Here is a 12,335-nt window from a genome sequence, read left to right on the forward strand (position 1 = left end):
CGGCGTACCTCGCCGCAGCACCCCGCCTATCGCCCCAACATCTCAATGGCAGACCGCACAGGAGGGCGGGGGTGCAAGCCGCAAGCTCGCGCTTGCGACATATCACCTCTCGAAAAGCCTCGGCTGCATGCTAAGAGACTCAAAACATCAAACGGACTGAACTGAGGAGGCGGCCGTCATGACAGGCGAAAGCAAGAAGGCGGCCCGATCCGACCTCGACGAAGCAGCGCTCTATTTCCATAAGCACCCCCGTCCCGGAAAGCTGGAAATCCAGGCGACGAAGCCACTGGGCAATCAGCGCGACCTTGCGCTTGCCTATTCGCCGGGGGTCGCCGCCCCCTGCCTTGAAATCCGCGACGACCCGGCAACCGCCGCCGACTATACAGCCCGCGCCAATCTGGTCGGCGTTGTCACCAACGGTTCGGCGGTGCTGGGCCTCGGCAATATCGGTCCGCTCGCCTCCAAGCCGGTGATGGAGGGCAAAGCGGTGCTGTTCAAGAAGTTCGCCGGCATCGATGTCTTCGACATCGAGATCGACGCACCGGGCATCGAGCGCATGGTCGAGACGATCTCGGCGCTGGAACCAACCTTCGGCGGCATCAACCTGGAAGACATCAAGGCGCCCGAATGCTTCGAGGTCGAGGAGCAGTTGAAAGCGCGCATGGGCATACCGGTCTTCCATGACGACCAGCATGGCACCGCCATCATCGTCGCCGCCGCCGTGCTCAACGGGCTGGAATTCGCCGGCAAGTCCATCGCGGACATCAAGATCGTCACGTCGGGCGCAGGTGCTGCGGCGCTCGCCTGCCTCAACCTTCTGGTCTCGCTCGGCGCGCGGGTCGAAAACATCTGGGTCACCGACCGGTTCGGCGTCGCCCATAAGGGCCGCGTCGAGGAGATGGACCGCTGGAAAGACCCCTATGTGAAGGACACCGAGGCGCGCACGCTGGCCGACGTTCTGCCCGGCGCCGACGTGTTTCTCGGCCTGTCTGCCGCCGGCGTGCTGAAGCCGGAATTGCTCCACCACATGGCGCCCAAGCCGCTGATCCTGGCGCTGGCCAATCCCAATCCCGAGATCATGCCGGAAGCGGCGCGGGCAGCGCGGCCCGACGCGATGATCTGCACGGGCCGCTCCGATTTCCCCAACCAAGTCAACAACGTACTCTGTTTTCCTTACATCTTCCGTGGCGCGCTGGATTGCGGCGCAAGCGCCATCAACGAAGAGATGAAAATGGCTGCCGTGCGAGCGATTGCAGCGCTTGCCCGCGAAGAGCCGTCCGACGTTGCCGCGCGTGCCTATTCCGGCGAGACGCCGATCTTTGGTCCGGAGTTCCTGATCCCCTCGCCTTTCGATCCGCGGCTGATCCTGCGCATTGCCCCTGCCGTCGCTAAGGCAGCCTGCGAGACCGGCGTCGCGACCCGGCCGATCACCGATTTCGCCGCCTATATCGACAAGCTGAACCGCTTCGTCTTCCGCTCCGGCCTGGTCATGAAGCCGGTATTCTCGATGGCCAAGACGTCGAGCTCCAAGCGCGTCATTTATGCCGACGGCGAGGACGAGCGCGTGCTTCGCGCCGCCCAGGTCGTGCTCGAGGAAGGCATTGCCGAACCGATCCTGATCGGCCGCCCGCATGTCATCGAGGTGCGGCTGAAGCGCTACGGGCTGCGCATCAAGCCGGGCGTCGATTTCGGCCTGATCAACCCGGAAGACGATCCGCGTTACCGCCACTATGTCGACCTTTTGATCGAGCTTGCCGGCCGGCGTGGGGTGACGACGGAAGCCGCGCGCACTATGGTGCGCACCGACAATACGGTGATCGCCGCCCTTGCCCTGAAGCGCGGCGACGCCGACGCCATGGTCTGCGGCCTCGAAGGCCGTTTCGAGCGCCATTTGCGCAACGTCACGCTGATCATCGGACCGCGCGCCGGCATTAGGGATCGCGACCTGTCGACGCTTTCCATGCTGATTTCGCAGCACGGCATCATTTTCCTCACCGATACCCATGTCTCCGTCGACCCGACCGCCGAAGAAATTGCGGAAATGACCGTTTTGGCGGCCGAGGAAATTCAGCGTTTCGGCATCGAGCCCAAGGCAGCGCTACTGTCGCATTCTGATTTCGGCTCCCGCGATTCGCCAAGCGCCATGAAGATGCGGCAGGCAGCGGCAATCCTGGCGCGCATCGCGCCCGACCTGCAATGCGACGGCGAGATGCATGCCGACTCGGCACTGTCGGAACAGCTGCGCCAACGCGTCTATCCGCATTCGCGGCTGAAAGGCGAAGCCAATCTGCTGGTGTTCCCCAATCTCGATTCGGCGAACATCACACTGACGGCGCTGCGCACGATGATGGACGCGCTGCATGTCGGCCCGATCCTGCTCGGCACCGACAGCCCGGCGCACATATTGACGCCGTCGGTGACGTCGCGCGGTGTCGTCAACATGACCGCACTGGCAGTGGTCGAAGCCGCGCATAAGGCGCAAGCCATCGTCGAGCTGGGCTAGCCATGGGCCTTCTCAGATTGGCTTGAACCGGAAATGCCCTGTCTGCCTGAAGGCAGACAAAGTGTCCTCTTCCCTGGCGCCGCCGCCGATATTGTGAATGACCAGTCTTCTTGTCGGTACCAATGTGGAGCGATTGGACGACACGATGGCAATATGCGGCAGATTGCCGGGCAGCATCTGGGCGACGAGATCCCCAGGCCGATAATCGGCGGGGTCTTGGCTGACGGGCAAGGCGGCACCGCGCCGCTCGAAATAGACCGCAAGATTGGGCACACGGCGGTGGTCGATGTTGCGGTCCGGCGCTTTCAAGCCCCAAGCCTTCGGATAGGCGGCAAAATTGGCCCGCATATCCTCATGCACCAATTTTTGCAGGTCGAGATCGAAGGCGCGGCGATAGGCACGGATCACGACATCCGTGCACACACCCCGCTCGGGCTCAACGTCCCCGCCCGGATAGGCCAGGCGTGTATAGGTCGGATCGTAGAGTGTGGTGACGCCGATCTGCTCACGGGCAGCTTCGACCAATTTGGTACCCCAATCCGGCGTGATGGGCTTTTCCTGCGCCAAGGCAACCGGCATCGCCAGGCACAAAAGACCAAATTGCAGTGCGGCTCGACGGGTAATCGCGGTCATGCCAAGCCTCCGGGCGTTACTGAATCCAGGCATTCTTCTAGGCGAATACGCCTTTTTTCGTGCAACGCCAGGATGTCGCGGTTCTGGTTCTGTCCGAATATGTCGTGTGGCGTGGTCGATATGACAGCACCGGTCGTGATCGAAGCCGCGCACTGGCGCAAGCCATCGCCGATTTGGGCTGAAGCTGGAATCGGCGGTATGCTAAACAAACGATTAACCGCAAGCGCGGTAGCTTTCTGAACGACAGGCAGGCGGAGTTTCGGAGGGATGACGGGCGCATGTTGGAAGCTGACGCGTGCCGCCGCGCTGCTCGGTGCCCTGCTAATGTGCGACATTGCCGTCACTCAGGCGCGGGCCGCTCCGCGCCTCTGCCGCCAGCTTGAAGCCGATCTTGCCGCCGCTTCTCGTGGTGGCGGCGGCAAACCGGCTTTGCTCAGGAAATATGACGACGCAATCGTCCGGCAGCGCCAGCAGATTTCAAAGGCCGTCAGCCAGGCCAGCAGCGCCGGCTGCGGCTTTTCGCTGTCTCGCCGCAACGCCAACGCATGCGCAGCACTCGACGCCACCATCGATCGCATGGCAGCCAATCTCGACGCCCTGCAGGCCAAGCGCGGCGACCTTGCCGGCGGTGGTTCGCGACGTGATCGTGCGCGCATATTGACGTTGCTTGACGCCAATGGCTGCCGCGATGATGCGGCGGCGCGGACGCCCGCGCCGGTCCGCGAAGCCAACCGTGAAAACGGCAAGCGAAACCTGCTCGACCAGCTTTTGGGCAGTCAGCCCGAAGAGGCCGACCAGGCTGAAGAACTGAGCCAGCCGGGCAACATCCGCACCGTGCTCAACAGCGCCGACATGGGCCAGCCCCAAGGCGAATTCCGCACCATGTGTGTGCGGACCTGCGACGGCTATTTCTTCCCGATGTCGAATGCTGCCTCGCTGGGCGATTTCGAGCGCGATCAGAAGAATTGCGAATCGAGCTGCCCCGGCACCGAGATGCAGGTTTTCTACACGCGCGGCGTGAACAGCGATTCGGCGTCGATGACGTCTTCGGTGACGGGCAGGCCTTATATCGAACTGCCGACGGCCTACCTCTACAAGCAATCCGACATGCCGCGGCCGCCGACCTGCGGCTGCAACGCCGCGCAGAATTTCGAGATCATCGCCGGCAACCCGCCAACCCGGGAACAATCCGAGGCGAATGTAGAGAGTACCCCGTTCATTCCGCTGCCGGTTGCCAGGCCTGATCCGGGCGCCGACCCGGAGTCCTTGGCCAATGCGCAAGACGGCCTCGACCGTGGGGCGATCAGACGCCTTGCTGTCAAACCTGTGCCCTCGCCGACATCGCTGCCGCCGCCGGAGCAGCGCAAGGTCAGGGTCGTCGGGCCAACGTTCCTTCCCGACCCAGCAGCGGCAACAGATCTGCAAGCTCCGGACCCGAAGGCTGTCCCGTAAGCGCCAGCCTGAGCGGCATGAACAGCGCCTTGCCCTTACGGCCGCTCGCCGCTCGGATCTTGCCCGTCCAGTCCTTCCAGACGGTGCCGTTCCAAGGCTCTTCCGGCAGCAACTCGAATGCCTGGCGAAGAAAGTCGCGGTCCTCGTCGGAAAACTCCGCCGGCTCCTCTGGACCGTCTCGAAGCGTACGCCACCAGATCGCCGCATCGGCCAGCCTGTCGAGATTGCCGCGCACGGCCAGCCAGAAAGACTCGGCCTGTTCGCCGGAGATGCCGAGCACGATCAGCCGGTCGCGCGCCTCGGAAAACGGCATGTGATGCAGCAGCGTGCGGTTGAGCACGAAGAGCTCGTCCGGGTCGAATTTGGCGGCGGATTTCGATGTTGCAGCCGGATCGAAGCGCTCGACTAGCTCGGCCATCGTTGGCACCGCCACGACGTTTTCCGAGGTGCCGACGAGCACCGCCAGCGAAGCGATCGCCATCGGCTCGATGCCGCTCTCACGCAGGCTCTGGATGGACAGCGCGCCGGTGCGCTTCGAAAGTCCCTCGCCTGATGCCGTTGTCAGGAGATTGTGGTGGCCGAACACCGGCGGCTCCGCGCCAAGTGCTCGGAACAGGGCTATCTGGACGCCGGTATTGGTGACGTGGTCGTCGCCGCGAATGACATGGCTGACGCCCATGTCGATGTCGTCGACAACCGAAGGCAATGTGTAGAGGTAGGTGCCGTCCTCACGCCGCAGAACCGGGTCTGAAAGCGAGGCGAGGTCGACGGTCTCTTCGCCGCGCACCAGGTCGTTCCAGTGGATTTCGGTGCGCTCCGGCTGTAGCGGATCGCTGCTGAAGTTGGGCAGCAGAAAGCGCCAGTGCGGCCGCCGGCCATCGGCCTCATATTCCGCCACCTGCTCGGGTGCCAGCGTCAGCGCCTCGCGGCCATAGACTGGCGGCAGGCCACGCGTGCGGCGCACCTTGCGCCTCAGGTCGAGCTCTTCAGGCGTCTCATAGCAAGCATAAACGAGGCGCGCCTCCTTCAGCCTCTCCAGTGCGGCATCGTAGATTTCGACCCGCCGCGACTGGTACTCCGTGGCATCGGGGAAGATGCCCAGCCAATGCAGGTCATATAGGATAGCGTCGGAAAACTCCTGCGTCGAACGGGCGACGTCGGTGTCGTCGAAGCGCTGGATGAAGCGGCCTTTGTTCTTGATGGCGAACAGCCAATTGAACAAAGCGGTGCGCGCATTGCCGATATGGATGCGGCCGGTCGGTGACGGGGCGAAACGGACGGTAACTGTCATGAGCGGGGCGTACCGGATGGTTTTGCTGTTGACAAGACGCGCCCCCGCGCTCGGCGGCAGACATAGAACATGACAAAGGCGAAGAAAAGACTGCAGCGCCGCACGTCTATCAAGACGCGCGGCACCGCAACCGTCAGATCACCAGGCCTTTGGTCAGTTCAAGCGCCTGGCGTTCGAACAGCCGGCGGTAGATGCCGCCTTGCAGCCGGATCAGTTGGTCATGCGAGCCCTCTTCGACGATGCGGCCGCGATCGAACACCAAAAGCCTGTCCAGCGCCCGCACCGTCGACAGCCGGTGGGCAATGACCAGCGTCGTGCGACCGACCATCAACCGCTCCATCGCCTGCTGGATCAGCACCTCCGATTCCGAATCGAGGCTCGACGTTGCCTCATCCAGGATGAGAATGCGCGCATCGGCAAGAAAGGCGCGTGCGATTGCAACGCGCTGACGCTCACCACCCGATAGCTTTACGCCACGCTCGCCGACCAGCGTGCCATAGCCTTTCGGCAAATTGGCAATGAAGTCATGCGCGCTGGCCAATCGCGCCGCGTGCTCGATCTCGGCCTGCGTGGCGGCCGGCCGAGCATAGGCGATGTTTTCGGCCAGCGACCGGTGAAACAGGATCGGCTCCTGCTGGACGATTGCGATCTGTGCGCGCAGCGACGCCTGCGCCACATTCGCAATATCCTGGCCGTCGATCAGGATATTGCCCGCAGTCACGTCGTAGAGGCGCTGGATCAGCTTGACGAATGTCGTCTTGCCGGAGCCCGAATGGCCAACCAGCCCAACCCGTTCGCCCGGCGCGATGTCCACCGAAAAGTCGCGATAGAGCGGCAGGCGGTGGCTGCCATAGTGGAACGTGACATTGTCGAAGGTGATACGGCCATCGGTGATCCGGATCGGTTTGGCTCCGGGCCGATCCTCGATGCCGAGTGGTTCGGACTGGAAGTCGACCAGTTCCTCCATGTCGTTGATCGAGCGCTGCAGATTGCGGATATGTGTGCCGATGTCGCGCAGATAGCCTTGCAGCACGAAGAATGAGGTCAGCACGAAGGCGACATCGCCGGCGCTCGCCTGCCCCCACGACCACAACAGCAGGGAGAACCCGATGACCGCTGCCCTCAAAAGCAGCAGCATCGTCCCTTGCGTGGTGCCGTTGACGGTGCCGCGCATCCAGGTGCGGCGCGTGCGACCGCGCCATTTGGCGACGACCTCGGCAAGCCGCGTCTCCTCGCGTTCCTCGGCGCCAAAACCCTTGACCACGGCGTTGCAGCTTACCGCGTCGGCCAGCGAGCCGCCGAGCCGTGTATCCCACGCATTGGCAAGCCTTGCCGCGGGCGCGACATAGCCAAGCGACAGCATCGTCGTCACCGCGATGAACAGAACCGAACCGGTGGCGACGACAGCACCCATCAGCGGCCAGAACCAGCCAAGCAGCAGCGTCGAGCCGACGAGCATGACGACCGATGGCAGCAGCGCGATCAGGATCGTGTCGTTGAGCAGGTCGAGCGCCCACATGCCGCGCGTTATCTTGCGCACCGTCGATCCGGCGAAGCTGTTGGCGTGCCAGTCGGTGGAGAAGCGCTGGACGCGGTGGAAGGCGTCGGCGGCGATATCCGCCATCATCTTCAACGTCAGCTCGACAATGGCCATGAAGGCGAGATTGCGCAGCACGACACCGGTGAGCGCCAGGGCCACCAGCATCGAAAAGGCCGCTGTCGCCGCGTTCCACGCAACATCGTCGGCCGCAGCACTGCTGGCGACGGGATCCACCAGCCGGCCGGAATAGAGCGGCGTCAGCACGTCGGCCAAGGTCGACAGCAGGAATGTGCCCATAATGCCGGCAAGCCGCCACGGCTGACACCGCCAATGACTGAGCGTGAAGCCAAGAACGCTGCGAAAGGCGCCCGCGCGCAAATCTATTCGAAAACGAGTCATGATGTCATTCGGGCGCAAACGAGCCCGATCCCACGAAAGTAGAAATTGAAAAACCGCGTCGGCGCCGTTTGGCGCCCGGAGATGCGGAGGTTTGGCGTATTTGGCGGCCCTGTAGAGGGGCGGCGACCGGCAGCGGCGAAATACCTGCCTCGGTTCAGCCTTGCCGCGAGGCTATCTCGCGGCGCACTGACCAAGACCTAGGCTTCGCAGCCTCGCATAACGATGTCAAATCCTGGCATTCGGTTCCTCCTGAAGGGGAATCGCGGAGAGGTGTTTATAGAGACGCCTCAACGCCGCGCCAAGTCAGTAGATAGCCAAAAGCGCATCTGGTCCAAGCAGTGAGACGATTTTGCAACAATCGCGGGTTGTGCGCTGCCTCTGTTCAGGTTGCCGGGATACGGTCGAGGCGCATATAGCGGCCATCGGTGGAAGGCCTGAAGCCGAGCTTCTCGTAAACCGCATGGGCGTCGTTGGTCGACAGGCTCCAATGCGTGACCGTCTTGACGTCCGAGTGGTCGATAAGCGCCTGGACAAGCCGGGTTCCGATGCCTTGTCCGCGATACCCGGGCCAGACAATTATGTCGGCGAGATAGGCAAATACCGTACGGTCGGTGATCGCCCGGCCGAAGCCGACCTGATTGCCGCCGACATAGGCGCCGACGCACAGTGAGTTGGCAAAAGCGCGGCGGTGCAGTTCATCGCTGCGGCCGCTGCCCCAATAGCTCGCCTTCAAAATGTCGGATGTCGCCCGGAAGTCGATCCGCGACAGGTCAAAGCTAATTTCAAGGTTGGCCATGGCTAAACCGTTACGCAGGCCAATGGCCTACCCGCGATCCCTGAACCGGTTGGTGATGGGATAACGGCGGTCGCGGCCAAAGTTCTTCCTGGTGATCTTCACGCCGGGCGCCGCCTGCCGGCGCTTGTATTCTGCGACGTAAAGCAGGTGCTCGACCCGCGCCACCGTCGCCCGGTCATGGCCGCGCGCAACGATCTCGTCGACGCCCATCTCGTTCTCGACCAGACACTCCAATATGTCATCGAGCACTGGATAGGGCGGCAGCGAATCCTGGTCGATCTGGTTCTCTCGCAGTTCCGCCGAGGGCGCCTTGTCGATGATGTTGGTCGGGATCACCTCGCCGGACGGACCGAGCGCACCCGGCGGCACATGCGCGTTGCGCCAACGCGACAATGCATAGACCTGCATCTTGTAAAGATCCTTGATCGGATTGAAGCCGCCATTCATGTCGCCGTAGAGCGTCGCGTAGCCGACCGACATCTCGCTTTTGTTGCCGGTGGTGACCACCATCGAGCCAAACTTATTGGAAATCGCCATCAGGATAGTGCCACGTGCACGGCTCTGCAGGTTCTCCTCGGTAATACCTTCCTTGGTGCCCTCGAAAAGCTGCGTCAGCGCGTGCAGGAAACCTTCGACCGGCTCGAAGATCGGCACGATATCGTAGCGGCAGCCGAGTGCGCGGGCGCAGTCCTCGGCATCCTTGAGCGAGTCCTTCGAAGTGTAGCGATAAGGCATCATCACGGCGCGCAGCCGTTCCTCGCCGAGCGCGTCGACGGCAAGTGCCGCGCAGATCGCCGAATCGATGCCGCCTGAGAGGCCGAGCACGACATTCTTGAAGCCGTTCTTGTTGACGTAATCGCGCAGGCCCAACATGCAGGCGCGGTAGTCGGCCTCCTCCTTCTCCGGGATTTTCGACATCGGTCCGTCAGAGCAGACCCAGATGTCATTCTTTCGCTTCCAGGTGGTGACGTTGACCGTCTCCTCGAACTGGCTCATCTGGAAGGCCAGCGTCTTGTCAGAACCTATGGCAAACGATGCGCCATCGAAAACCAGCTCGTCCTGGCCGCCAAGCTGGTTGGCATAGATAATCGGCAGTCCGCATTCGATGACCTGGCGGATGACGATCTGGTGGCGGACGTCGACCTTGCCGCGGTAATAGGGCGAGCCGTTCGGGACCAGCAGGATTTCCGCGCCGCTTTCGGCCAGCGTCTCGCAGACGGCAACCTCGCCCCAGATATCTTCGCAGATCGGCACTCCCACGCGCACGCCGCGGAAATTGACCGGCCCCTGGATCTCGGGACCGGCCTGGAAGACGCGCTTCTCGTCGAACTCACCGTAATTCGGCAGATCGAGCTTGTAGCGTTCGGCAAGGATCTTGCCGCCATCGGCAAAGATGATCGAATTGTGCGTGCCGGTCTTGCGCTTCAACGGCGTGCCGATGACGAAACCCGGGCCGCCGTCGGCGGTATCGCCGGCGAAATCCTCCGCCGCCCGCTCGCAGGCCTTCAGGAAGGCGGGCTTCAGCACCAGATCCTCAGGCGGATAGCCGGCAAGGAAAAGCTCGGTAAACAGCACGAGGTCGGCGCCTTGGCGGGCGGCATCCGCCCTCGCCTCGCGTGCCTTGGCAAGATTGCCGGCGACGTCGCCGACCGTCGGATTGAGCTGGGCGACGGCGATGCGCAATATGTCTGGAGCGGTCTTGTCTGTCATGCCCGTGGGTTTAGCGCGGCAAAATTCGTCGAGCAATGGCGTTCGTTTGGACCAAACAGTCGATCCTATTCGCCCATATATTCGCGCAAGGCTTCCGGCGGATGGTTCTCGCCGATCGACATTGCCAGAATGCGCGAAATGTGCCGGCGCGGCAGTCCGGTTTCCGCCGCCCAGGCGTTTATCTGCACTTGGATCTTGCCCAGGTCCTTCTTCGATGTCGGGCTCTGCGCGAGGTCGAGCCCGGCGTCGCGCAGCGCTGCCGCCATGTCGGCCGAGACGATGAAGGCGTCCCACTCCAGCCAGCGCAGAAAATACTGGCCGGTATTGCCGCCGAGCCGGCTGCCATGCTTGCCGAGATAGGCCATCAATCCGACCTGGTCATCCGCCGGCCAATTGGCCAGGAACTTGCCGAAGCTGCCATGCTCCTTCGACACGCGCTCGACGAAGGCTGCGTTGTCGCGTACGGATTTGATCTTCTGCGGATTGCGGACGATGCGCTTGTCGGCTGTGAGATCGTGCCAGAAATCGTCAGGCTGGAACAGCAGCCGCTTCGGCTCGAAGCCAAGAAATGCTTCCTCGAAACCCGGCCATTTCTGCTCGATGACGCGCCAGACAAAGCCGGCGGCAAAAACCCGCTCGGCCATAGTCGACAGGATCCGGTCGTCCGCAATCTTTGCCACCGCGGCATTGTCGGGCATAGGACCCAGCAGCGACGTCAGCGCTGCCTCACCGCCTTTGCGCTTCGCTGCACGGGCGCGAATTTTCTGAAAATCCACCATTGTTTCCTGACCCCATCGCGTCAATCTACCACTTCCCGTAGGAACCGGCAGCTTCTACCTCATCGCGGACGACGGAGGCGACGATGAACAAAACGATCGAGGACCTGGCAAGCCGCTGGCTGAAGCGAAAGCCGGACGGCCTCAGCGCGCTCGAAAGCCGGGTACTGCAATCTACGCTCGAGCGCACCACGATCTCCAAGGACACCAATAAGGCCGTCGCCTTTCACCAGACGTTTGGAGATCGCCTGGCCGACACCATCGCCCGGATCGGCGGCTCTTGGTCCTTCATCCTGGCATTCATTGGCTTCCTGATCCTGTGGACGGCAGGCAATGTCTGGCTCTTGTCGCGCGCCGCCTTCGATCCCTATCCCTTCATCTTCCTCAATCTCGTGCTTTCCATGGTTGCCGCCCTGCAGGCGCCAGTGATCATGATGGCGCAAAACCGCCAGACGGAGCGCGATCGAATCGACGCCGCCCACGACTATGAGGTTAATCTCAAGGCCGAGATCGAGATCATGGCGTTACACGAAAAGCTCGACGAACTGCGCCACAGCCAGATCATCGGCATGCGAGACGAGATCGCCCGGCTGGCCGAGCAGGTGAAGCGCATCGACGACATTCTGTCGAAGCAGCGAACGTCTTCATGACGGAAGTCATCCATCGTCTCATTGAGCAATATGGATTGATCGCGGTTTTTCTGGGCTGCGTCGCAGAGGGCGAAAGCGCCGCAATTCTTGGCGGTTTTTTTGCGCATCAGCATGTCTTCATCCCGTGGCAGGCGTTTCTCGCAGCCGCGCTCGGCGCCTTCGGTGGCGACACGTTCTTCTTCATCTTGGGACGGAGCTTCGCCGACCATAAATTCGTGATCAAGCTCCGAGCCCGGCCGGGCTTCAGCCACGCCTACCGCCTTGTCACCTCTCATCCCAACATTTTCGTGCTGTCGAACCGCTACATCTATGGCCTCCGCCTGGTCGGCGGCATCGCCGCCGGGCTGTCGGGCATTGCGGCGGCGCGCTTCGTCATCCTCAACGCCATCTCATCGGTGGTCTGGGCGGCACTGTTCTGCACTGTCGGTTATGTCTTCGGGCTGGGCGCGGAGCACATCGTCGGCCAAGCGCTGGCTCGTCACGAGCGATTACTGATCGCTCTGGCAATCGGCCTCGTTGTGGCCATCCTCGGCTGGCTCGCGGCCCATATCGTCGCCAAGAAGGAACTCCACAAGGGAAGCTGAT

10 protein-coding genes are annotated in these 12,335 nt (G+C 62.5%); 4 read left to right on the forward strand and 6 right to left on the reverse strand.

Annotated features, from left to right (window positions below; genetic code table 11):
* Positions 1 to 178 precede the first annotated feature (178 nt).
* A complete protein-coding gene (locus tag NKI08_RS00845; RefSeq protein WP_352766693.1) occupies positions 179 to 2,503 on the forward strand; it encodes an NADP-dependent malic enzyme in 2,325 nt (774 codons plus the stop codon).
* A gap of 12 nt (positions 2,504 to 2,515) precedes the next feature.
* On the opposite strand, the gene NKI08_RS00850 is transcribed toward NKI08_RS00845, so the two are convergent.
* Entirely contained in the window at positions 2,516 to 3,136 is a 621-nt protein-coding gene (locus NKI08_RS00850) for a DUF1287 domain-containing protein (protein WP_352613795.1), read from the reverse strand.
* Between the two features lie 267 nt (positions 3,137 to 3,403).
* Between NKI08_RS00850 and NKI08_RS00855 the strand changes: the two genes are divergently transcribed.
* Positions 3,404 to 4,588 (forward strand): DUF2865 domain-containing protein, encoded by a 1,185-nt coding sequence (locus NKI08_RS00855; protein WP_352766696.1) that lies wholly within the window; start codon positions 3,404 to 3,406, stop codon positions 4,586 to 4,588.
* Here NKI08_RS00855 and gltX read toward each other — a convergent pair.
* The 5 genes from gltX to NKI08_RS00880 form a co-directional block, all read right to left on the reverse strand.
* Entirely contained in the window at positions 4,506 to 5,879 is a 1,374-nt protein-coding gene (gene gltX / locus NKI08_RS00860; RefSeq protein ID WP_352471740.1) for a glutamate--tRNA ligase, read from the reverse strand. The two genes, NKI08_RS00855 and gltX, sit on opposite strands and share 83 nt — an antisense overlap.
* 133 nt (positions 5,880 to 6,012) lie before the next feature.
* On the reverse strand, positions 6,013 to 7,818 hold the full coding sequence (locus tag NKI08_RS00865) for an ABC transporter ATP-binding protein (RefSeq protein ID WP_352766698.1): 1,806 nt from the start codon (positions 7,816 to 7,818) through the stop codon (positions 6,013 to 6,015).
* A gap of 382 nt (positions 7,819 to 8,200) precedes the next feature.
* Positions 8,201 to 8,614, reverse strand: coding sequence for a GNAT family N-acetyltransferase (locus NKI08_RS00870; protein WP_352613798.1), 414 nt, complete (start codon positions 8,612 to 8,614; stop codon positions 8,201 to 8,203).
* A gap of 27 nt (positions 8,615 to 8,641) precedes the next feature.
* Positions 8,642 to 10,324: an NAD+ synthase gene (locus tag NKI08_RS00875; protein WP_352613799.1), complete on the reverse strand. Its 1,683-nt coding sequence runs from the start codon at positions 10,322 to 10,324 to the stop codon at positions 8,642 to 8,644.
* 65 nt (positions 10,325 to 10,389) lie between these two features.
* Complete coding sequence (locus NKI08_RS00880; protein ID WP_352540625.1) at positions 10,390 to 11,103, reverse strand: DNA-3-methyladenine glycosylase I; 714 nt, start codon at positions 11,101 to 11,103, stop codon at positions 10,390 to 10,392.
* Positions 11,104 to 11,186: 83 nt separating this feature from the next.
* On the opposite strand from NKI08_RS00880, the gene NKI08_RS00885 reads away from it, so the two are divergent.
* Both NKI08_RS00885 and NKI08_RS00890 read left to right on the forward strand, forming a co-directional pair.
* Positions 11,187 to 11,750 carry a DUF1003 domain-containing protein gene (locus NKI08_RS00885; protein WP_023680015.1) on the forward strand — a complete coding sequence of 188 codons (564 nt, stop codon included), beginning with the start codon at positions 11,187 to 11,189 and terminating at the stop codon, positions 11,748 to 11,750.
* Complete coding sequence (locus tag NKI08_RS00890) at positions 11,747 to 12,334, forward strand: DedA family protein (protein ID WP_352613800.1); 588 nt, start codon at positions 11,747 to 11,749, stop codon at positions 12,332 to 12,334. The genes NKI08_RS00885 and NKI08_RS00890 overlap by 4 nt, the downstream gene beginning before the upstream one ends.
* Position 12,335: the final 1 nt, after the last annotated feature.

Source organism: Mesorhizobium sp. M0768, assembly GCF_040320195.1.
Lineage (GTDB): Bacteria > Pseudomonadota > Alphaproteobacteria > Rhizobiales > Rhizobiaceae > Mesorhizobium.